This window comes from Alphaproteobacteria bacterium (assembly GCA_041396705.1).
In the GTDB taxonomy this organism is placed as follows: domain Bacteria; phylum Pseudomonadota; class Alphaproteobacteria; order CALKHQ01; family CALKHQ01; genus CALKHQ01.
The window spans coordinates 70,788-92,500 of the sequence record JAWKYB010000005.1 but is presented as its reverse complement, the minus strand read 5'-3'; the positions used below and the strand labels follow the sequence as shown (position 1 = coordinate 92,500).

The window sequence follows — 21,713 nt, the reverse complement described above, 5'->3', positions numbered from 1 at the left end:
CTTGACGGGCGGCCGCGCAGCCGTGAACCCGACCGCATTCGCCCTGATCGAGACGGCGGCGGCGCTGGACGGGATCGCGCCGGAGTGGGACGCGCTCTATGCGGCCAGCCGGCGCCGCCATGCCTGTCTGGCCTTTCCCTGGGTGCGCGCGACCTTCCTGCGCCAGGCGCAGCGGCGCGGGCGCCGTCCGGCGGTGGTGGTCGGGCGGCGCGACGGCTGCATCGTCCTGCTCTGGCCACTGGTGGTGTTCCGCAGCCGGCTGTGGCGGGTGTGCCGCGGCCTGTCGGAGGACATGGCCGACTTCGACGACATGCTGTGCCGGCACGGGCCGGAGGCCGAGGCGCTGTGCCGCGGCGCCTGGGCCCATGCGGTCGCGGCGCTGCGGCCGCACATGATGATGTTCCGGCGCGTGCCGGCCGGCGCCGGCCTCGACCGGGCGATCCCGCCTGCCGCATCCAACTGGCAGCGGCCGTCCGCCTCGCCCTGCGCCCTGCTGGGCGGTGCCGACGGCCGGCGCGCCGCGCGGCCCGACGTCCGGCTGCGTGCCGACCTGCGGCGCAAGCGTCGCCTGCTCGAACAGGCCGGTCCGGTGCGGTTCGGCGAGGTGGCGGAGGGGTCCGCGCGCGACGCCGCCATCGCCTGGGCATTCGCGCGCAAGCACGAACGCCTGGGCGCGGCAGCCCACAGCCGGCGCGAGAAGACCGAGCATGCCGCCTTCGGCAACCTGGTGCCGTTCTACGTCGAACAGGCGCAGGCCGACGCCCGCGCCGGCGGCATGCGCGTGCTGCGGCTGGCCGCCGGCGAGGCGACGGTCGCGGTCAGCACGGTGCGGGCCGACGGCCGGCGTGCGGTCGGCTGGCTCTATGGCTACGACGAGACCTTCGCGAGGGCCTCGCCCGGCCTGCTGGCGGTGGCCGAGACGCTGGCCTGGGCCCGCAGCGCCGGCTTTCGCATCTTCGACATGATGCCCGAGCCGGAGCCGTACAAGCGGAAGTGGGCGGCCTGCGGCTATCGCGTCCGCGACGTGCGGGTGGCGACCGGATGGTGGGGCCGGCCGCTGCTGGCCTGGCATCGCAGCTCGCTGCGCGGCATGGCGCTTGCGGTCTACATGCGCGCACCGCGGCCGGTGCAGGCGGCGGTCCGGCGGCTGTTCCGCTGAGGCCCGCGGCCGCGCGTCCGATGCGTCCGCAACCCTTGCCCTGGCGGGCGCAATGACGATATGGAACAGGCGGGAGGCTGGCGCGGACGGAATCCTCGCCAACCCGGTCAGGTCCGGAAGGAAGCAGCCGTAACGAGTTCGTTCCGGGTCGTGCCGGTCTCCTGCACTCCGTCCGGGCCATGGTGGCGGGCGACGGGACCAGCATCCGGCTGTCCACCGCGGCGGCCGCACGGCGGGCGGCGCAGCACCCGATGAACGACGGTCTGATCGACAGCGACAATCCGCAGCCGGCGCTGCTCGACGACGCGGCCGGGGCGACCGGCGGGCCGGCCGAAGCCTATCGCGTGCTGGCGCGCAAGTACCGGCCGAAGAACTTCGCCGAGCTGATGGGCCAGGATGCGCTGGTCCGCACCCTGACCAACGCGATCAACGCCGGCCGTGTTCACCACGCCTATCTGCTGACCGGGGTGCGCGGGGTGGGCAAGACCACCACCGCGCGGGTGATCGCGCGTGCGCTCAACTGCGTCGGGGCCGGCGGCACCGGCGGGCCGACGGCGGAACCCTGCGGGGTGTGCGAGCACTGCGTCGCCATCGCCGAGGACCGCCATGTCGACGTGATGGAGATGGACGCGGCCTCGCGCACCGGCGTCGACGACATCCGCGAGATCCTCGACGGCGTACGCTACCGCCCGGTGACCGCGCGGACCAAGGTCTACATCATCGACGAGGTCCACATGCTGTCGCGCAACGCGTTCAACGCGTTGCTGAAGACGCTGGAGGAGCCGCCGGAACACGTCGTCTTCGTGTTCGCCACCACCGAGATCCGCAAGGTACCGATCACGGTGGTGTCGCGCTGCATGCGCTTCGACCTCAGGCGGATCGACGAGGCGGTGATCGCGTCCTATCTGGCTGAGATCTGCCGGGCCGAGCGGCGCGAGGCGGAGCCGGCGGCGCTGGCCATGCTGGCGCGGGCCGGCGACGGCTCGATGCGCGACGCGCTGTCGCTGCTCGACCAGGCGCTGGCGACCAGCGGCGAGCAGGCGCTGGACGCCGGCGGCGTGCGCGCCATGCTCGGCCTCGCCGACCGCGGCCAGGTGGTCGACCTGTTCGCGCGGCTGATGGACGGCGAGCCGGCGCAGGCGCTGGCGCTGTTCCAGGAGATGTATCGCGACGGCGCCGACCCGCTGGCGGTCAACCAGGACCTGCTGGAGGTGGCGCACTGGCTGACCCGGCTGCGGGTCGCACCCGACGATTCCGACGATGCGGCGATGACCGAGGAGGCGCGTGCCCGCGGCCGCACGCTGGCGGCGCGGCTGACCGTGCCCGGCCTGACCCGGGCCTGGCAGATCCTGCTCAAGGGAATCGCCGAGGTGCAGGCGGCACCGAATGCGCGGGCCGCGTTCGACATGATCCTGATCCGGCTCGCCTATGTCCGCGACCTGCCGGACCCCGGCGCGCTGGCGGCGTTGATCGCCGGCGAGGGCGGTGCGGCGGCGGTGCCGGCACCGCGCCCGGCCGCGTCGCCGGCCGCGACCGGACCGGCCGCCACCGACGCTGCGCCGCCGATGGCCGACCCGTCCGTGTCGGCGCCGCCCGAAGCCGAAACGCCCGCGCCCGATCCCGCCACGGGCAGCCTGCCGGCCTCGTTCGACGAGGTGGTCGCGCTGGTGCTGGACCGGCGCGAGGGCGTGCTGCACGCGCACCTGAAGGCCCATGCCCATCTGGTCCGGTTCCGGCCCGGCCATATCGAGCTGCGGCTCGACCCAGAGGCGCCGGCCGACCTGGCGCCGCGGCTCAGCCAGTTGCTGACCCGCTGGACCGGCCGGCGCTGGCTGGTCGGCATGTCGCAGGACGCCGGCGCGCCGACGTTGCGCCAGCAGGAAGAGGCGCGCAGCGACGCGCGCCTGCGCCGGGCGGCGGAACACCCGCTGGTCCGCGCGGCGCTGGACGCCTTTCCCGGCGCGACCATCACCGCCGTGCGCGACCGCATCGCCGACGCGCCGGAAACGCCCGCCGGGGACGAGGCCGATCCGTTCGCCGAGTCCGACCAGGCCATCAACGACGAGGGATAGGCAATGAAGAATCTCGGCCAGCTGATGAAACAGGCCCAGCAGATGCAGGCCAAGATGGAGGAGATGCAGGCCAAGCTGGCGGAAGCGGAGATCGCCGGCCAGTCCGGCGGCGGCATGGTCAGCGTCACCCTCAACGGCAAGGGGGCGGCCAAGGCGGTCAAAATCGACCCGTCGCTGATCGATCCCGCCGATCCCGAGGTGCTGGAGGACCTGGTGGTGGCGGCGATCAACGACGCGCGGGCCAAGCTGGACAGCTTCACCCAGGAACAGATGGGCCAACTCGCCGGCGGGCTGCAGCTGCCGCCGGGCTTCAAGCTGCCGTTCTGAGCCGCCGATGGCGGGCGCGGAGATCGAGCGCCTGATCCAGCTGATGGCGCGGCTGCCCGGCCTGGGCCCGCGGTCGGCCCGGCGGGCGGTGCTGCACATGCTGAACCGGCGCGACACGGTGCTGGACCCGCTGGTCCAGGCGCTGTCCGCCGCCGCGCACTCGGTCGGTCCGTGTGCCACCTGCGGCAACCTCGACACCGTCGATCCCTGCACCATCTGCAGCGACGCGCGCCGCGACCCGGCGACGATCTGCGTGGTCGAGCAGGTCGGCGACCTGTGGGCGATGGAGCGCGCCGGCGCGTTCCGCGGCCGCTATCACGTGCTGGGCGGGGTGCTGTCGGCGCTGGACGGGGTCGGGCCGGAGGACCTGCGCATCGCCGCCCTGGTTGCCCGCGCCGCCGCGCCGGAGATCCGCGAGGTGATCCTGGCGCTGAACGCCACCGTCGACGGCCAGACCACCGCCCACTATATCGCCGACCGGCTGGCCGACGCCGATGTCGCGACCACCCGCCTGGCCCACGGCGTGCCGGTCGGCGGCGAGCTCGACTATCTCGACGACGGCACCCTGACCGCCGCAATGCAGGCGCGCCGTCCGGCATGACTTGCCCGGCGAACCATCCGGGCTAAGCTGGTGTTATTGGCATCGCCCCGTCCCCTGCAACCGCTCCGGACCGCCCGCCCGTGCTGAGCCATTGCCGCCGTCTGTTGCTCGTTCTCTGCCTCGCGCTGGCGCCGCTGGCCGCGTCGGCGCAGGAGCAGACGGTGGACGGCACCGCCGAAGGCGCCAGCGAGGCCGGCGCCAATTCGCTGCAGCTTCAGCGCGAGCGGGTCGAGGCGCTGATCGGCACGCTGGAGGACCCGCAGCAGCGCCAGGAGCTGATCGCCCAGCTGCGCCTGCTGCTGGAGGCGCAGGACCAGGCCGCGCCGCCGGACCAGCAGGGTTCGGTCGGCGACGAGCTGCTCGGCCAGCTGTCGCAGCAGTTCGAGGCGCTGGGCGAGGCGATCGACGCCATCATCGCCGCACCCGACGACATGGTCGACATGTGGGCGTGGCTGCGCGAGGACGTCGCCAACGCCAACGGCCGGTCGCGCTGGTACGACATCCTGCGCACCGCCGGGCTGAGCCTGCTGGCCGCCTTCGCCGCCTATTTCCTGCTCCGCATCCCGGCGCGCCGCTTCGGCGAGCGGCTGGCGACGCCCGGCCAGGCGCTGTTCTCGCGGCTGTGGCGCGGTGCCGCCGGCTTCGGGCTCGACGCGCTGCCGGTGCTGGCCTTCGCCGCCGCCGGCTCGGCGGCGCTCGCCGCGATCGACGCCGCGTTCATCGCCCGCGCCCTGACCACGACGCTGCTCAACGTGGTGACCATCGCGCTCGCCACCTGCGCCCTGATCCGGGTGATCACCCGGCCGCGCCGGCCGGCGATGCGGCTGCTGCCGCTCAGCGACGGCGAGGCGCGCAACACGACGCGGCGGCTGTTCTGGGTGGTCGGCATCATGGCGGTCGCCTATGCCGTGGCGCAGACGCTGCCGCGCATCGGCATGCCGTGGAGCGCGCGCACCGCCATCCTGACCATCGCCGCGGTCGTCTCCGCCGGGCTGGTGGTCGCGCTGATCGTCCGCCTGCGCCGGCCGATCCAATATGCGATCGAGCGCAGCGCCAGAAAGGGCTCGCTCAGCGGCGACGTGTTCCACTGGGTGGCCCGCAACTGGCACACCATCGCCATCGTGCTGGTGCTGGTGCTGACCGTGACCTACATCGCCGGCGGCGACAGCCTGTTCGTCGGCGTGCTCGGCCAGATCGGCTGGTCGCTGCTGGCCGGGGTGCTTGCGCTCGGCGCCTGGCGGCTGGTGGTGGTGATCAACGAGCGGCGCGACCGCAAGGCCAAGGTCGAGCAGACCGACGGCGACGCGGTGCGCCAGTCGGGCAGCGTGCTGCTGCGGCTGACCGTGCGCTTCGCGATCTTCGCCGCCCTGCTGGCGCTGCTGGTCCACATCTGGGTGTTCGACATCGTCGGTTGGCTCGGCAACGACGCCGGCCGCGCGCTGATGGAATCGCTGGTCACCATCGCCATCATCCTGGCGCTGGCCTTCGCCGCCAACCGCGCGATCGCCGCGGTCATCGACCGCATCCAGCGGTCGCGGCGGGCGGAGGCGGCCGAGCATCGCCGGCGGCGGGTGGAGACGCTGCTGCCGCTGCTGCGCAACGCCGCCGGTGTGATCATCGGCGCGGTCGCGCTGCTGATCGTGCTGTCCGAGATCGGCCTCGACATCACGCCGCTGCTGGCGTCGGCCGGCGTGATCGGCATCGCCATCGGCTTCGGCGCGCAAAGCCTGGTCAAGGACGTGATCACCGGCCTGTTCATCCTGATGGAGGATGCGGTCGGGGTCGGCGACGTGGTCACGGTCGCCGGCTATACCGGCGTGGTCGAGGAGATGTCGATCCGCACCATCCGCCTGCGCGACTTCGCAGGCAACCTGCACGTGATCCCGTTCGGCGTGGTCGACGCGGCCACCAACATGACGCGCGACTTCTCCTACGCCGTGTTCGAGGTCGGCGTGTCCTACGACAGCGACGTCGACCAGGTGATCGCGTGCATGCACGACGTCGACGCGGCTCTGCGCGAGGATGCGGAGATCCGCGCCAACATCCTGGAGCCGATCCAGGTGGTCGGCCTGGATTCGTTCGGCGACAACGCGGTCGTCATCAAGGCGCGGATCAAGACCCGGCCGGGCCAGCAATGGGTCGTCTACCGCGCCTACAACCGGCTCTTGAAGATCTATTTCGACGAGCGCGGCATCGAGATTCCGTTCCCGCAGATGACGCTGCATTCGCCGGCCAGGCATACCGGCGCCGCCGGCGCGGCAGCGCCGGCGACGCTTGCCCCGGAATCGATCGATTCAGAGAGTATACCGACCGAGAGCAACAACTGAGCGGCCGGCGCCGCCGGGCGCCTTGGGCTTTGCACCGGCGCCGCGGTTTCACTATGCTCCGCGGCGAGACGACATGTGTTCGGGGCCGTGCGGGGCGCCGGCCGCGACGAACCATGGAGGCAAGACGATGGGACTGTGGGACAAGATCAAGGGTGAGTTCGTCGACATCGTCGAATGGACCGACGACAGCAACGACACCATGGTCTACCGCTTCGAGCGTTACGGCAACGAAATCAAGTTCGGGGCGCAGCTGACCGTGCGCCAGGCGCAGGTCGCGGTGTTCGTCAACGAGGGCCAGTGCGCCGACATCTTCGGTCCCGGCATGTACACGCTGGAAACCCAGAATCTGCCGCTGCTGTCCACGCTGCAGAACTGGCGGCACGGTTTCTCCAGCCCGTTCAAGGCCGAGGTCTATTTCATCTCCACGCGCCGCTTCACCGACCTGAAGTGGGGCACCAAGAACCCGATCATGCTGCGCGACCCGGAATTCGGGCCGATCCGGCTGCGCGCCTTCGGCACCTATTCGATCCGGGTCAAGGAGGCCGACATCTTCCTGCGCGAGATCGTCGGCACCGACGGCCATTTCACCACCGACGAGATCACCGACCAGCTGCGCAACCTGATCGTCTCGCGCTTCGCCAACGTGATCGGCCAGTCGAACATTCCGGCCCTCGACCTGGCCGGCAACTACGACCAGCTCGGCGATTTCCTGACCCAGCGGATCGCGCCGGAATTCGAGGCCTACGGGCTGGAGTTGATCAAGATCCTGGTCGAGAACATCTCGCTGCCGCCGGAGGTCGAGAAGGTGCTCGACAAGCGCTCCAGCATGGGCGTGATCGGCGACCTCAGCAAATACATGCAGTATCAGAGCGCCGAGGCGATCGGCGACGCGGCCACGGCATCCGGCGGTGCCGCCGCCAGCGGGATGGGCATGGGCATGGGTTTCGCCATGGCCAACCAGATGGCCCAGAGCATGGGCCAGGCCCATGCACCGGCCGGCGGCCAGGCGGCGACCCCGCCGCCGCTGCCGCAGGGCACCGTCTACCACGTCGCCATCGACGGCAAGCAGGCCGGGCCGTTCGATCGGGCGACGCTGACCGCCCAGGCCCAGTCCGGACAGTTGACCCGCGACAGCCTGGTCTGGTGCGCCGGGATGGCCAACTGGACCAAGGCGGGCGAGGTGGCCGACCTGGCCGCGCTGTTCGCCGCGGCACCGCCGCCGCTGCCGCCGGCCGGTTGAGGCCGCCCTTCCACCGCAGCCGAGAGCCCGCATGACATCGAATCCCTGGACGGCGCTGGAGGCGCCGCCACCGCTGGATGCGCCCGAGCCGGAGGATCCGTTCGATCCGGAACTGGACGCGCAGGCCGCGGCCGATGCCGCGCGCGAGCGCACCTTCCCGTGTGCGCAGTGCGGCGCCAAGCTGACCTTCCAACCCGGCACCCATGCGCTGGTCTGCGGCCACTGCGGCCACGAGAACCCGATCCCGCAGTCGGGCGAGGAAATCCGCGAGATCGACTTCAATGCCACGGTCGCCAGCCGGCTGCGCGACGAGGACTATGAATCGACCCGCGTGGTGAAATGCCAGAGCTGCGCGGCGGAATACTCGGTCGATCCGACGGTGCAGGCGGAATCCTGCCCGTTCTGCGGCTCGCCGCAGGTGGTCGACGGCGGCAGCAACCGGCACCTGAAGCCGCGCTCGCTGCTGCCGTTCGTGATCGACTCCAAGACCGCGCCGGAGCTGTTCCGCAAGTGGCTGGGCGGGTTGTGGTTCGCACCGAACCGCGTCAAGCAGTTCGCCCGCCTCGAGGGCGAGTTCACCGGCATGTACGTGCCCTACTGGACCTACGACGCGGCCACGCGGACCTACTATCGCGGCCAGCGCGGCACCCGCTACACCACCACCGTCGGTGTCGGCAAGGACCGTCGGACCGTGACCAAGATCCGCTGGCGCAACGTCAGCGGCGTGGTCTGGCGCGATTTCGACGACGTGCTGGTGCTGGCCAGCAAGTCCCTGCCGCGTTCGCAGACGGAGCGGCTGGAGCCGTGGGACCTGGACGCGCTGGTGGCCTACGACGACGCCTATCTGTCCGGCTTCCGGGCAGAGGCCTATCACGTCGACCTGGAGGAAGGCTTCGGCGAGGCCAAGTACAAGATGGAGCAGGTGATCCGCGGCGACATCCGCCGCGACATCGGCGGCGACGCCCAGCGCATCACCTCGATGAGCACCGAGCACAGCAAGGTCACGTTCAAGCACGTCCTGCTGCCGATCTGGATCAACGCCTATCGCGACGCCAAGAAGGTCTACCGCTTCGTCATCAACGGGCGCACCGGCGAGGTGCAGGGCGAGCGGCCGATCAGCTGGATCAAGGTCGGGCTGCTGGTGCTGGGCATCGCCGCGGCGGTCGCGGTCGGCTGGTACCTCTACACGCAGTTCGGCCAGTGACGCGTTGACGAAATGCGCCGACTCGGCAGTAGCGTTAACGCGCGGTTAGCAAAGCCGCATTTACCCTAACGGCGAAGAACAGCGCCAACCCAACCCGCGACAAGGGGGCGGTCATTCCGAGCCAGGACCTAGCGCAGCGCGAATTGGCCGGCGGGGCTATCGAAAGCCTGCGCGCCGTGCTCCGCGTGTTGCCGGATCCGGTGTTCACGGTCGATGCCGGCGGTCGCCTGACCCCGATGACGCCGGCCGCGGCGCAATACGCCACCGCACTCATCGCGCAGAACCCGGTCGCGCTGGCGCAGATCCGGCGTGCGGCCGCACTGGCCCGCACCGGCATGGCGCCGGAGCCGCTGCCGATCAGCGCGAGCATCGACGGCGCCGTAATGTGCTTCCAGCTGATGGCGGCAGCGAGCGACGGCGAGGCGGTCGTCGTGCTGCGCGACGTCACCGCCGAGGCCTCGGTGCGCGAGGTGCTGCTCGATTCCCGCCAGCGCTACAAGCAGCTGGTCGAGATCACCGCCGATTTCGTCTGGGAGTGCGACGAGACCGGCGTGTTCTCGTTCATTTCCGAGCCGGGCGCCTTCGGCTTCCCGCCCAATCGCATCGTCGGCCAGTCGCCGGACCGCTTCCTGGTCCCCGGTGCCGCCGGCGCGGACTGGCCCTGCCGCAGCGCCGCCCCGGTGCGCGGCCGCGAGGTCAGCGTGCGCGATGCCGCCGGCGGCGTCCAGCGCTTCGTGCTGGATGCTGCACCGATCGAGACCGGCGGCGACGGACGGCGCGGCGTGCGCGGCATCGCCCGCCAGCTGACGGACGAGCGCGCCCCGGCCGCGCAGGAGACGGCCAGCGGCGGCGCCGCGGCATCGATCCGCCACGCCATGCAGACCGAATGGCAGCCGGCCCAGATGCTTGCCCGCGGCCTCGCCGCGGCGATCGAGGCGTTCGGGCTCGACGGCTGTGCCGTCTATGGCTGGCGCGACATCGACCGCTGGACGTCGCTGGCCCGGGCCGGCGAGGCGCCGGCCGACGACATCGCCGACGAGTTGCTGGACGGGCTGCGCGAGGGGCGCAGCCGGGTGCGGACCGCCTTCGAGGCGGAGCGGATGATCGCCGCCGCGGTGCACAGCCGCGGCGAGCGCGTCGGCGCCCTGCTGCTGCGCGGCGGTGCGCTTGCCCACTGGGGCGAGACCGAACTGGCGGTCCTGTCGGCGATCGAGCCGTGCTTCGCCACCGCGATCCAGCAGGCCCTGGAGATGCAGCGCCTGACCCGGCTGTCGCGCACCGACGGGTTGACCGGCCTGCTGAACCGGCGCGCCTTCCTGCTGGAGCTGACCGGCGCACTGGCCCGCGCCAGCCGCCACGCCACATCCGGCGCGCTGTTCTACGTCGATCTCGACCAGTTCAAGCAGCTGAACGACCGCTGCGGCCACGAGGCCGGCAACGTCGCGCTGGCCGAGGTCGGCGCCATCCTGGCCGGCGCGATCCGTCCCTACGACCTGGCCGCCAGGCTCGGCGGCGACGAATTCGCCCTGTGGCTGGAAGACATCAGCGCCCGCGACGCGGGGCGCAGCGCCCGCCGCATCGCGCAGACCATCGCCGCGCGGACGGTCAGCCTGGACCCGGGCCGGGTCGGCCTCGGCGCCTCGATCGGCGTGGCGATGTTCGATCCGGACCGGCCGGAATCGCCGGACGACCTGATCGAGCGGGCCGACCGCGCGATGTATCGCGCCAAGCGCGGCAACGCCGGTTCGGTCGTGCTCGCCCGGGCCCGCCGCCAGGCCGCGACCGCGGCACGCCAGGCGGCCGAATAGGGCCTGCCTCGGGCCCCGGCGGCCGGCCGCGCGGCTTGATTCAGCAGCCGTTGACACCCATCTGAGATGCTGACCGGTATGGCCATGCCCGCGTGCCGGTCGCGTGGATGCCGCATCGGCGGGTCCTGCGCACGGTGACGCTTCGGATGGGAGGTGCCGGTGACGCGTGTATCGCTGTTCAACAGCCCGCTGCTGCTGGGTTTCGACCAGATCGAGCAGTCGCTCGATCGCATGTCCAAGTCGGCTTCGGACGGCTATCCGCCGTACAACATCGAGCGCCTCGGTCCTGACCGCCTGCGCATCTCGCTGGCGGTGGCGGGCTTCACGGCGTCCGATCTGTCGGTCCGCGTGGAAGGCAACCAGCTGGTCGTCGCCGGCGCCCATGGCGAAGGCGACGAAGGCCGCGTTTTCCTGCACCGCGGGATCGCGTCCAGGCAGTTCCGGCGGAACTTCCTGCTCGCGGATGGCCTCGAGGTGGTCGATGCCTCCATGCGGCATGGCCTCCTGCACATCGACCTGCAGGAGCCTGCGGCCGTCGAACAGGTCAAGTCGGTGACGATCCGCGACCTGGAACAGACCGCGTCACAAACGGGTGATGACTAGAATGCGCCACATTCGCGTGGTGCAGTCGATCACCGAACCCGAGTTCAAGGAGGACCCGGATGCGTGTTGAACAGCCCCTGCGCCTGCTGAGCCCGGCGGATTTCCTGCGCCTGGGCACGGACGACGTCGCCTATATCAAGCCGGTGGAAACGCCGAACGGCCGCGCCTATGCGATCCACGGTGCCGACGGGTCGGCGCTGGCGGTGGTGCCGAGCTACGCCCTGGCCGAGGCGACGATCAAGCGGAACGACCTGGAGCCGGTTGCCGCCCACTGAGGCCGCCGCAGCGGCGGCCGCGCTACTCCCCGGCCGCCCGGTGCTGGACGTTGGCCACGATGTCGACCACCTGCTGCGGCAGGGTGGCCTGACGCAACTGGCCGCGGATGGTCTTGTCCCGCAGCATCCGCGCCACGCGCGCCAAGGCGCGCAGATGGTCGCCGCCCTCGCTGGCCGGCGCCAACAGCAGGAAAACGAGGTCGACCGGCTCGTCGTCCGGTGCGTCGAACGGGATCGGTTTCGCCAGCCTGGCGAACAGGCCGTAGATCTGCGTGATGCCGTCAGGCCGGGCGTGCGGGATGGCGACGCCTTCGCCGACGCCGGTCGAGCCGAGGCGCTCGCGCTCAAGCAGCATGTCGAACAGCACGCGCTGATGCAGGCCGGTCATCTCCGCGGCGCGGTCGGCCAGATGCTCGAACACCTGCTTCTTGCTCATCGCCTGGAGGTCGAGGATCACACCCTGCTTGTGCAGCAGGTCCTGGGATTCCATGGTGCTTGCCGATCCGTTGCCCGTAGGTCGAATGCGCTCACGCCGCGCTGTGCGGGTCGATCCAGCCGACATTGCCGTCGCTGCGCCGGTAGACCACGTTGAGCGTGCCGTTGGCGGCATTGAAGAAAACGAGCGCCGGCTTCTCCGAAAGGTCCAGGGCCATGACTGCGGCGCTCGGCGTCATGGTCATGATCTTGGCCGGCTCCTCGGCGATGATCACCGGGTGGTGGCCGGCGGGCTCCTCCGCATCCGCGTCGGCATCCGCCTCGGTCTCGGCCGCGACGATGTAGTATTGCGCGACCCTGTGGCTGTTGGCTTCCGCGGCCTTGTGGTGGTCCTTCAGCCGGCGCTTGTAGCGGCGCAGGCGCTTGGCGATCCGGTCGACCGCCTGGTCGGCGGCGGCATAGGCCTCCTCGGCCGCGCCGGCCGCGCGCATGGTGATGCCGGCGCTGGCGTGGACCGCCGCATCGACATGGAACTCGTGGCCGCGGCGCGAGACAACGACGCTGCTCTCGATCGCCTGGTCGAAATACTTGGCCACCTCGGTCTCGATCCGCGCACGGATATGCCCGCTCAACGCCTCGCCGACGTCGATCTGGTGTCCGGAGATGTCTATTCGCATAGGGCGCAAGCACTCCGCTTCGCTGGTATCGCTTCGGCCGCCGCGCTGTGCCGGCGGCGATCGGTGCCGGGGCCGTAAGTCCTCACCGATCGCGCCCCCCAACGAAAGAGGCGCGGACCATAGGATCGGGCCGGTACGGAGTCAACGCCTTGCCATATCGCCTTGGTCGCACGCCGATGGCGACCGGTTCATCGGCAGGGCGCCGGCCGCGGCCGGTCACAGACCTGCTGCCAGCGAGCGCCGGCGCTGCACCGAAGAGGGGATGCGCATGGCGTCACGATATTTCGCAACGGTGCGCCTGGCAATCATCACACCGTCGTTGCGCAGGGCGGCCACGATCTGGTCGTCCGACAGCACCGTCGCCGCGGTCTCGCCGTCGACCAGGCCGCGGATGCGATGCCGCACCGCCTCGGCCGAGACGCTGTCGCCGTCGCTGCCCTGGATCGCCGCGGTGAAGAAGTATTTCAGCTCGAACAGGCCGCGCGGCGTGGCGATGAACTTGTTGGTGGTGACCCGGCTGACGGTGCTCTCGTGCATGCCGATCGCGTCGGCGATGTCGCGCAGGATCAGCGGTTTCAGATGGGAGACGCCGTAGCGGAAGAACCCATCCTGCTGGGCCACGATCTCGCTGGCCACCTTCAGGATCGTGGTCGCGCGCTGGTGCAGGGCCTTGACCAGCCAGTTGGCGGAATTGAGCTGGTCGGTCAGGAACTCGCGGTCGGCCGAGCCGCGCGCGTTCTTGCGGATGCGGGCATAGTAGGTGGCGTTGACCAGCACGCGGGGCAGCGTCTCGGCATTGACCTCGACGTGCCAGCCGCCGTCTGCGGCCGGCCGCATCAGCACGTCGGGAATGACCGCCTGCACCGCGTCGTCGCCGAAGGCCAGCGCCGGCTTGGGGTTGAGCTGGCGGATCTCGGCCACCATCTCGGCCAGGTCCTCGGCGTCAACGCCGCAGATCCGCATCAGCGCCTTCGAGTTGCGCGCAGCGAGCAGGTCGAGATTGGCCAGCAGCGCGGCCATCGCCGGATCGAAGCGGTTGCGCTCGCGCAGCTGCAGCTCCAGGCATTCGGCCAGCGTGCGGGCGAAGATGCCGGGCGGGTCGAACTGCTGCAGCCGCGCCAGCGTCGCTTCGACCGTCGCGCGCTCGCACCCCAGGCGTTCCGCGATCGTCTCCAGCGGCGTGGTCAGCCAGCCGGAATCGTCCAGGCTGTCGATCAGGTGGGCGCCGACCGCCCGCATCATGCGGTCGGCGACGTCCACGGTCAGCTGCTCGGTCAGGTGATCGCGCAGCGACGGCGCACGCGCCAGGTTCTGGTCGGGGGTGAAGCCGTCGTCGTCGAACGAGCCGCTGCGGCCGGCGCCGAAGCCCCAGGCCGCATAGAGGCCGTCGCCGCCGCCAACCGCGGAATCCGAGCCGCCGTCCTCGCCCCACACCGAGCCGAAGTCGGTATCGAGCGGGGCCTCCCGGCTGGAAATGATGGATTCGCCGGCTGCGGCCATGGTGTCGGCCGCGCTCGACGCCCGCGGCTGCGCGTCCGGTTCGCGCGCGGCGAGGTCGTCCTCGCGCTCCAACAGCGGATTGCGCTCCAGTTCGGCCTCGACATAGGCGCCGAGCTCGAGATTCGACAGCTGCAGCAGCTTGATGGCCTGCTGCAGTTGCGGCGTCATCACCAGCGACTGGCTTTGACGCAGGTCGAGGCGCTGCCCTAGTGCCATGGCGCACCGACGTCGGATGTCGATCGAAACTGCATTGACCGCCCGCTAGAGGCTGAACCGCTCACCGAGATAGACTCGACGGACGTCCTCGTGCGCAACGATTTCCCTCGGTTTGCCTTCCATCAGGACCGCCCCGTCATGCAAGATATAGGCCCTGTCTACCGTCCCTAAGGTTTCCCGAACGTTATGATCGGTGATGAGGACGCCGATTCCGCGCGTTTTCAGGTGCAGGATCAGGTCGCGGATATCGTTGACGGCAATCGGGTCGATGCCGGCCAGCGGCTCGTCGAACAGCATGAACGCCGGTTGCGAGGCCAGCGCGCGGGCGATCTCGACCCGGCGGCGCTCGCCGCCGGACAGCGCGATCGCCGGCGTGCGCCGCAGGTGGGTGATCGAGAACTCGGCGAGGAGGTCGTCCAGCGCGGCCTCGCGCCGGTCGCGGTCCGGGTCGACCGCCTGCAGCACCGCCCGGATGTTGTTCTCCACGCTGAGCCCGCGGAAGATCGACGGCTCCTGGGGCAGGTAGCCGATGCCGAGCCGGGCGCGGCGATACATCGGCAGGTCGGTGATGTCGCGCCCGTCGAGCGAAATGGTGCCGTAGTCGGCGCTGATCAGGCCGGTCACGATATAGAACAGCGTGGTCTTGCCGGCGCCGTTCGGTCCGAGCAGGCCGACGGACTCGCCGCGCTGCACCTTCAGGCTGACGTCGCGCAGCACCGGGCGCTTGCGATAGCGCTTGCCGACGTTGCGCGCGGCCAGCCCCTCGTTCTCCGTCACCAGCCGCGGCCTGTCGTGGCCGGGCGTCGGGTCCTTGTCGCTCATTGGCGCGTTCCGCCTGCGAAGGGTGGCACCTGGCAGGGGCTCGCGCCCGCCGGCTGCTCTTCCTGTTGCACGAAATACATCCGCGCATTCTCGACCTTGAAGATGCGCGTGACCAGATCATATTCGGCCGCGGTGCCTTGCAGCTGGTTGCTGCCCTGGGCGATGCGGACGTTGCCGTTGAGGAACGCGACCTCGTCCTGGGCGTAGTAGATCGCGGTGTCGGACTCGGCCCGGTCGGTCGCGGTCAGGATCAGCACCGAGCCATAGGCCTCGACCCGGTCGAGCTGCTGGCTCTGCAGCGCGGCGTCGGAGCCGCCGGCTGCGGCGCCGTCTCCGGCCGCGGCGCCGTCGCCGGCCGCATCCCCGGCGCCGGAGCCGGTGCCGCCGCCACGGCCCTCGGCGACGCAATAGGCGGTCAGGATGTCGGCGGCCAGCCGCTCGCTGCCGGTGCAGGCGACGGCGTCGCCGCGCGCCACCGCCATGCGCTGGGCGGCCCAGTATTCCAGGCTTTCGCTGGCGGTCAGGACCTCGTTGGGCGTGCTCAGGCTCAGGGCGTCGCCGGTGACCACGACGATGCCGTTGGCGACGTCGTAGACCGCCTTGTCGCCGACCACGCGCTGGTCCGGTCCCAGGATCAGCACGTCGCCGACCGCATCGATGCGGAAGATGTCGGTGCCGTCCGATTCCGGCGTGTAGTAGGCGATCAGCTCATGGGCGCGGACCGAGGTGTCGCCGCGCGTGGCGGTGGCATTGCCGCGCGCGACATAGGCCGAGCGGTCGCGCTGCCACTCGATGCCGTCGTCGGCATCGATGGTGACCGGCTCTTCGCCGCCGCCGAAGTCGAGGCCCTGGGCCCGGGCGCCGGCCGGAACGGCGGCCAGGGCGGCAAGCGCCAGGCAGGCGGCGTGGCGCGGCCTCATTCGACCGGCAGCTCCTCTTCGACGCGCAGCACCATGTGCGCGCGGCCGGTGAAGATGATCACGGCGCCGCGGTCCTCGATGACGAAGCCCTCCGACTGGATGTCGCCGAACGACCCGAAGCCGGCCACCGGCTGGTCGCCCTCGGCCCGGCCGGCGACGAAGTCGATGGTCGCGACCTGAGTGTGGAACTCGTAGCCGGCATCGTGGAACAGGGAGACGTCGCCGGACAGGTCGAGGCGCTTGTCCTGGTCCGAATAGTGCCCGCTGTCGGCGCGCAGCATCACCCAGGTGCCGTCGTTCAGGGTCACGTCGGCCGCCGGGTTGGTCAGCGCCATCCGCATGGTCTCGGTGTCCATCTGTTCGGCGAGGTCGGCGGTGATGACGTAGGGCATGCCGGATTCGTCGCGGCTGGTGTAGCGCGGGTTGGTCATCGTCAGCCGTTCGGCGTCATCCAGCGAGATCGGCGCCTGCGAAACGGCGATCGCGTCCTCGACCGAGTTGAACTCCGGCCACAGCGCGACCAGCAGGACGACCACCACGGTGATCACCGGCAGCAGCAGCCGCAGGCCCTGGACGAAGCGGGAATAGCGGATGCCGCTGTCGCCGCGCCGGCGCATCGCGGCCAGGTCGAGCATCGCGGCCATGCGCTTGCCGCGGTCGCGATGCGCCTCGCCGTCGGCCCGGCTGCCGCCGGCGCCGTGCGCGGCCTCGGTCTCGATCGCCAGCGGCGGGACGCCCGCTGCCAGGATGTGGGGCTCGTGCTGGTGCGATACCGGCCTGCCGTCGGCGACCACGAACATGGCGATGATCTTGCGGGCGTTGAGCACGGCCAGGATCTCGGCCGCCAGCGCCTCGGGCACCGTCGTCAGCGGCGCGCGGGTCATCACGGCGGAAACCGGCATCTGCAGCAGGCCGGGGCCGAGGTGCCGGCGCAGGTCGCCGTCGGTGATCATGCCGGCCAGCCGCCCGTCGTCATCGATCACGCCGATGCAGCCGAACCGCTTGGTCGCCATCGCGACCACCGCCTGGCTCATCGGCGGGTCCAGCGCGATCAGCGGCATCTCGGGGCCGGTGTGCATCACGTCGCGCACGCGCAGCAGCCGACGGCCGAGCTGGCCGCCGGGGTGGAAGACGCGGAAGTCGTCTGCGGTGAAGCCGCGCCGCTCCAGCAGCGTGACCGCCAGCGCGTCGCCGAGCGCCAGCATCATCGTCGTCGAGGTCGTCGGCGCCAGCGCCAGCGCCCCGGCCTCGCGCGCCGCCGGCAGCACCAGCCGCACGTCGGCCGCCTGGGCCAGCGTGCTGGCCGCGCCCGACGTGATCGCGATCAGCGGGATGGCGAAGCGCCGGGTATAGGCGATGACGTCGTTCAGCTCCGGCGTCTCGCCGGAATTCGACAGCGCCAGCACGACGTCGTCGACGCCGACCATGCCGAGGTCGCCGTGGCTGGCTTCGGCCGGGTGGATGAACAGCGCCGGCGTGCCGGTCGAGGCCAGCGTGGCCGCGATCTTGCGCGCGATGTGGCCGGACTTGCCCATGCCGGTGACCACGACGCGGCCGGACACCGCGTTCATCTTCTCGATCGCCGCGACGAAGGCCGCGCCCAGCGAATCGGCCAGCAGCGCCAGCGCCTCGGCCTCGAGGCGCAGCACGTCGCGCCCCACCTCGGCCGCATCGAACGGCCCCGTGGATGTCACCGTCGCGGAAAATGCCATCGCCAGTCCGTCGTCTGCCATCCGATCCGCCCGCGGCGCGGCGCGCCGCGCCGATTCAGGCGTGGGCGAATATATCCTCGTCGGCCCAGCCGGCCAAATCGAGCGCCACGCGCGCCGGCAGGCAGCCGAAGCAGTCCTCGGCCAGCTGCCGACGGCCCTCGCGCGCCAAACGCTCGTCCAGCGCCGCACGCAGGCGGTGCAGGTACAGGACGTCGCTGGCGGCGTAATCCTGCTGCTCGGCGGTCAGATCGGCCGCACCCCAGTCCGAACTCTGCTGCTGCTTCGACAGCTCGACGCCGAGCAGCTCGCGGCACAGGTCCTTCAGGCCGTGGCGGTCGGTGTAGGTCCGCACCAGCCGCGAAGCGATCTTGGTGCAGTAGACCGGCCGCGGCATTGTGTCCATCGCATGGGCGAAGGCGGCCATGTCGAAGCGGGCGAAGTGGAACAGCTTCAGCACCCTAGCGTCGGCCAGCATCGCGCGCAGCCGCGGCGCGGCGTAGGCGGTCGGATTGTCGCGCGGATTGTCGAAGCGGACCAGGTGGACGGTGCCGTCGCCGGCACTGAGCTGCGCCAGGCACAGCCGGTCGCGGCTGTGGCGCAGGCCCATCGTCTCCGTGTCGATCGCGACGCAGTCGCCGAGATCGAGGCCTTCGGGCAGGTCGCCGTGATGAACGGTGATCTTCATCGGCACGCCGGGCTGCAGCTCCTCTGAAGCCAACTCGGCGGACAAGCCGGCACTCTGCAACGACGAGAAAGGGGTGGTGCCCAGGAGAAGACTCGAACTTCCACGAGCTTGCGCCCACTGGCACCTGAAGCCAGCGCGTCTACCAATTCCGCCACCTGGGCAATCGAGAGCGCACTAGTTAGTGGGCGATACCGCGCTTGTCAATGCGCCGCTGTCGCGGCATCTATGCGGCGTTCCGCAAGCGGAGCGCCCGCGGCCAGCGGCGGCGGGCGCCGGCCACTGCAAGAGGTTCCTGTCCATGGCAACCCGTTCGGTGACGATCTTCGGCGGCTCGGGGTTCATCGGCCGGCATGTGGTGCGCCTGCTGGCCGCCCGCGGCGACCTGGTCCGCGTGGCCGTGCGCGACACCGATTCCGCGCTGTTCCTCAAGCCGATGGGCGACGTCGGCCAGGTCACGCCGGTGGCGGCGCCGATCGGCGACGACGCGCGGGTCGCCGCCGCCTGCCACGGCGCCGACCTGGTGATCAATCTGGTCGGCATCCTGTACGAGCGCGGCCGCCAGCGCTTCCATACCGTCCATGTCGAGGGCGCGCGCCGGGTGGTGCAGGCGGCCCGGCAGGCCGGGGCGACCGGCATGGTGCACATGTCCGCGCTGGGCGCGGACCCGCATTCGGACTCCGACTATGCCGCAAGCAAGGCGGCCGGCGAGGCCGCGGTGCGCGAGGCCTTCCCGGAGGCGGTGATCCTGCGGCCGTCGGTGGTGTTCGGGCCGGAGGACGACTTCTTCAACCGCTTCGCGGCAATGGCCCGGCTTGCGCCGGCGCTGCCGGTGGTCGGCGTGTGCCCGACCGTGGCCGACCTCAAGGCCGGGCGTTTGACCGGCGACGGCGGCCCGAAGTTCCAGCCGGTCTATGTCGGCGACCTGGCCGAGGCGCTGGTCCGCGCCGCCGCCGACCCGGCCGCGGCCGGCAAGACCTATGAGCTGGGCGGACCGAAGGTCTACAGCTTCCAGGAGGTGCTGGAGCTGGTGCTGCGGCATGTCGCCCGCAAGCGGCCGCTGGTGCCGATGCCGTTCTTCGCCGCCGGCATCTTCGCCGGCTTCGCCGGCCTGCTGCCGAAGCCGCCGCTGACCCGCGACCAGCTGCGCCTGCTGCACCACGACAACGTTGTCAGCGGCGGGCAGCCGGGCTTTGCCGACCTCGGCATCGTGCCGATCGCGCCGGAGGCGGTACTGCCGCGCTATCTCGACCGCTTCCGCCCCGGCGGCCGCTTCACCGCCCGCCACGCCTGAGCAGACCTCTCAGACCGCGTAGTAGTGCACATCACCTTCGACGTCGACGACGAAGCCGCCTCCCGTCATGCCGACGAACTTCGCGATCAGATAGGTGCCGGTGCCATTGGACAGGTGCAGTGCTACATAGTCCATGGCCGGGGTCTCGACCGCGTGGAAGCTGAACACCGCATCGCCGTAGACGTCGTCGAAATACGAGGTCAGGTCGATGCGGTCTCCGTCGGCCCAACTGTAGTCGAGGACCAGTTCGGGTTGGGCGTCCTGTCCGAGGATGAATCGGTCCGCGCCGGCGCCACCTTGCAGGACATTGGACCCGCGCCCGCCGTCGAGCACGTCGTCACCCCCGCCGCCGTAGAGGGTGTCGTTGCCGTCGCCGCCGAACAGCCGGTCGTTGCCTGTGCCGCCGTCGAGCAGGTCGGCGCCGGCATCGCCGCGCAGCTGGTCGTCGCCCCAGTCGCCCCACAGTTGGTCATCGTCAGCGCCGCCGATTAGGAGGTCGTCGCCGCCATGGCCGTGGATGCGGTCGTCGCCGGCATCGCCAGCGATGATGTCGCCCTGGTCGTTCGTCAGGTCGTAGGCTGCGTCGGCGCCGTTCAGGATGTCGTCGCCGCCGTCGCCGAAGATAAGGTCGGCTCCCTTGCCGCCGGTGACCAGGTCGTTGCCGCTCCCGCCGAACACCAGGTTGTTTCCGGTGCCGGTCGCGATCACGTCGTCACCGGCGCCGCCCTTAATCGTGTCGTTGCCGAGCTCACCATAGATACGGTCGTCGCCGGCACCGCCCTCCAGGACGTCGCTGGCCGCCGTGCCGCGGATGGTCTTGCCGGCGGGCCTGAACGGGATCGGGTCGAACAGAATCAGGGGGCTGATGGACGGCATCGGCTTTCTCCCTCGCGCTTTGACGTGCACTCGCGCACAAGGTCAGACGCGGCAAGGAGCCGATGAGTTCACCCGGCGAGGGCATCGTCGCGCTGCGCTCAGGCTCCGCCGCCGCCGCCGCCGCCGAAGCCGCCGAAGCCGCCGAACCACCAGATCAGGAATGCGCCGAAGGCGATACGGTAGATCACGAAGGGCAGGTAGCTGGCGCGGCGCACCCAGGCCAGCATCAGCCAGATCGCGACGAGTGCTGCAGCGAACGACAGCGCCGCGCCGATCAGCGCGTCCTGGGTCACCGCGATGTCGCCGGCCTCCATCAGGTCCTTGCCGGCCAGGATGCCGGCGCCGGCGATCGCCGGGATCGCCAGCAGCAGCGAGAAGCGCGCCGCCTCGGTCCGCTCGTAGCCGAGCAGACGCGCCGCGGTGATGGTGATGCCGGCGCGGCTGGTGCCGGGCACCAGCGCCAGCACCTGCGCCAGCCCGACGAACAGGGCGCCCGCCGGCCCCATGTCGCGCAGCGTGGCGTCGCGCGGCGCCAGCCGGTCGGCCAGCCACAGCACGATGCCGAAGCCGATCGACGCGGCGCCGATCACCACCGGGTCGCGCAGGGTCTGGTTGATGAAGGCGGGGTCGGACTCGTTGACCTTGGCCAGTGCATAGCCGGCGGCGACGAGCGGCAGCGTGCCGACGATGACGTTCCAGACCAGGCGGGATTCCGCGCCGGCCCGTCCCAGCAGCGGGCTGACCAGCCCGTAGGCCATGCGGCCGACGTCGCGCCAGAAATAGACCAGCACCGCCGCCAGCGTGCCGACATGCACCGCGATGTCGAAGGTCAGTCCCTGGTCCGGCCAGCCGAGGATCTGGGACGTCACCACCAGGTGGCCGGACGAGCTGATCGGCAGATATTCGGTGGCGCCCTGGACCAGGGCGAGCACGATGACCTGGATGATGTCCACGCTATGACCC

20 protein-coding genes, 1 tRNA gene, 1 other RNA gene and 1 pseudogene are annotated in these 21,713 nt (G+C 70.8%); 12 read left to right on the top strand and 11 right to left on the bottom strand.

Annotation, left to right across the window (positions count from 1 at the left end; genetic code table 11):
* Window positions 1-22 precede the first annotated feature (22 nt).
* From R3F55_08280 to R3F55_08230, 11 genes are all read left to right on the top strand, one after another.
* The gene (locus R3F55_08280) at window positions 23-1,159 is read left to right on the top strand and encodes a GNAT family N-acetyltransferase (protein ID MEZ5667413.1); all 1,137 of its coding nucleotides are present in this window, start codon (window positions 23-25) and stop codon (window positions 1,157-1,159) included.
* A gap of 71 nt (window positions 1,160-1,230) precedes the next feature.
* Window positions 1,231-1,325: signal recognition particle sRNA small type (gene ffs / locus R3F55_08275), an RNA gene on the top strand.
* Between the two features lie 85 nt (window positions 1,326-1,410).
* Window positions 1,411-3,231 carry a DNA polymerase III subunit gamma/tau gene (locus R3F55_08270; GenBank protein ID MEZ5667412.1) on the top strand — a complete coding sequence of 607 codons (1,821 nt, stop codon included), beginning with the start codon at window positions 1,411-1,413 and terminating at the stop codon, window positions 3,229-3,231.
* 3 nt (window positions 3,232-3,234) lie between these two features.
* Window positions 3,235-3,558: a YbaB/EbfC family nucleoid-associated protein gene (locus R3F55_08265; protein MEZ5667411.1), complete on the top strand. Its 324-nt coding sequence runs from the start codon at window positions 3,235-3,237 to the stop codon at window positions 3,556-3,558.
* Between the two features lie 7 nt (window positions 3,559-3,565).
* On the top strand, window positions 3,566-4,159 hold the full coding sequence (recR, locus tag R3F55_08260) for a recombination mediator RecR (GenBank protein MEZ5667410.1): 594 nt from the start codon (window positions 3,566-3,568) through the stop codon (window positions 4,157-4,159).
* A gap of 104 nt (window positions 4,160-4,263) precedes the next feature.
* On the top strand, window positions 4,264-6,486 hold the full coding sequence (locus tag R3F55_08255; GenBank protein MEZ5667409.1) for a mechanosensitive ion channel: 2,223 nt from the start codon (window positions 4,264-4,266) through the stop codon (window positions 6,484-6,486).
* Window positions 6,487-6,613: 127 nt separating this feature from the next.
* Window positions 6,614-7,726, top strand: coding sequence for an SPFH domain-containing protein (locus tag R3F55_08250; GenBank protein MEZ5667408.1), 1,113 nt, complete (start codon window positions 6,614-6,616; stop codon window positions 7,724-7,726).
* Window positions 7,727-7,757: 31 nt separating this feature from the next.
* Window positions 7,758-8,930, top strand: coding sequence for a primosomal protein N' (replication factor Y) - superfamily II helicase (locus R3F55_08245; GenBank protein MEZ5667407.1), 1,173 nt, complete (start codon window positions 7,758-7,760; stop codon window positions 8,928-8,930).
* 176 nt (window positions 8,931-9,106) lie between these two features.
* Entirely contained in the window at window positions 9,107-10,738 is a 1,632-nt protein-coding gene (locus tag R3F55_08240) for a sensor domain-containing diguanylate cyclase (GenBank protein MEZ5667406.1), read from the top strand.
* A gap of 159 nt (window positions 10,739-10,897) precedes the next feature.
* Window positions 10,898-11,341, top strand: coding sequence for an Hsp20 family protein (locus R3F55_08235; protein MEZ5667405.1), 444 nt, complete (start codon window positions 10,898-10,900; stop codon window positions 11,339-11,341).
* Between the two features lie 59 nt (window positions 11,342-11,400).
* Window positions 11,401-11,616 carry a hypothetical protein gene (locus R3F55_08230; protein MEZ5667404.1) on the top strand — a complete coding sequence of 72 codons (216 nt, stop codon included), beginning with the start codon at window positions 11,401-11,403 and terminating at the stop codon, window positions 11,614-11,616.
* Between the two features lie 22 nt (window positions 11,617-11,638).
* Here R3F55_08230 and ptsN read toward each other — a convergent pair whose 3' ends face one another.
* From ptsN to R3F55_08185, 9 genes and pseudogenes are all read right to left on the bottom strand, one after another.
* Window positions 11,639-12,106 carry a PTS IIA-like nitrogen regulatory protein PtsN gene (gene ptsN / locus R3F55_08225; GenBank protein MEZ5667403.1) on the bottom strand — a complete coding sequence of 156 codons (468 nt, stop codon included), beginning with the start codon at window positions 12,104-12,106 and terminating at the stop codon, window positions 11,639-11,641.
* Window positions 12,107-12,143: 37 nt separating this feature from the next.
* Window positions 12,144-12,728: a ribosome-associated translation inhibitor RaiA gene (gene raiA / locus R3F55_08220; GenBank protein MEZ5667402.1), complete on the bottom strand. Its 585-nt coding sequence runs from the start codon at window positions 12,726-12,728 to the stop codon at window positions 12,144-12,146.
* Between the two features lie 216 nt (window positions 12,729-12,944).
* On the bottom strand, window positions 12,945-14,444 hold the full coding sequence (gene rpoN, locus R3F55_08215) for an RNA polymerase factor sigma-54 (protein ID MEZ5667401.1): 1,500 nt from the start codon (window positions 14,442-14,444) through the stop codon (window positions 12,945-12,947).
* A gap of 45 nt (window positions 14,445-14,489) precedes the next feature.
* Window positions 14,490-15,266, bottom strand: coding sequence for an LPS export ABC transporter ATP-binding protein (gene lptB / locus R3F55_08210; GenBank protein MEZ5667400.1), 777 nt, complete (start codon window positions 15,264-15,266; stop codon window positions 14,490-14,492).
* On the bottom strand, window positions 15,263-16,186 hold the full coding sequence (locus tag R3F55_08205) for an LptA/OstA family protein (GenBank protein MEZ5667399.1): 924 nt from the start codon (window positions 16,184-16,186) through the stop codon (window positions 15,263-15,265). Before R3F55_08205 ends, lptB begins: the two co-directional genes overlap by 4 nt.
* Window positions 16,183-16,803 (bottom strand): LPS export ABC transporter periplasmic protein LptC, encoded by a 621-nt coding sequence (gene lptC, locus R3F55_08200; GenBank protein ID MEZ5667398.1) that lies wholly within the window; start codon window positions 16,801-16,803, stop codon window positions 16,183-16,185. Before lptC ends, R3F55_08205 begins: the two co-directional genes overlap by 4 nt.
* A 153-nt stretch (window positions 16,804-16,956) precedes the next feature.
* Window positions 16,957-17,898, bottom strand: a pseudogene (locus R3F55_08195) (KpsF/GutQ family sugar-phosphate isomerase).
* 55 nt (window positions 17,899-17,953) lie between these two features.
* The gene (locus R3F55_08190; GenBank protein MEZ5667397.1) at window positions 17,954-18,583 is read right to left on the bottom strand and encodes a ribonuclease D; all 630 of its coding nucleotides are present in this window, start codon (window positions 18,581-18,583) and stop codon (window positions 17,954-17,956) included.
* Between the two features lie 74 nt (window positions 18,584-18,657).
* Window positions 18,658-18,744, bottom strand: a tRNA-Leu gene (locus tag R3F55_08185).
* A 137-nt stretch (window positions 18,745-18,881) separates the two neighbouring features.
* Between R3F55_08185 and R3F55_08180 the strand changes: the two genes are divergently transcribed.
* Window positions 18,882-19,874 (top strand): complex I NDUFA9 subunit family protein, encoded by a 993-nt coding sequence (locus R3F55_08180; protein MEZ5667396.1) that lies wholly within the window; start codon window positions 18,882-18,884, stop codon window positions 19,872-19,874.
* Window positions 19,875-19,883: 9 nt separating this feature from the next.
* On the opposite strand, the gene R3F55_08175 is transcribed toward R3F55_08180, so the two are convergent.
* Together R3F55_08175 and R3F55_08170 are read right to left on the bottom strand one after the other, a co-directional pair.
* A complete protein-coding gene (locus tag R3F55_08175) occupies window positions 19,884-20,750 on the bottom strand; it encodes a calcium-binding protein (protein MEZ5667395.1) in 867 nt (288 codons plus the stop codon).
* A gap of 98 nt (window positions 20,751-20,848) precedes the next feature.
* The gene (locus R3F55_08170; GenBank protein ID MEZ5667394.1) at window positions 20,849-21,703 is read right to left on the bottom strand and encodes an undecaprenyl-diphosphate phosphatase; all 855 of its coding nucleotides are present in this window, start codon (window positions 21,701-21,703) and stop codon (window positions 20,849-20,851) included.
* Window positions 21,704-21,713: the final 10 nt, after the last annotated feature.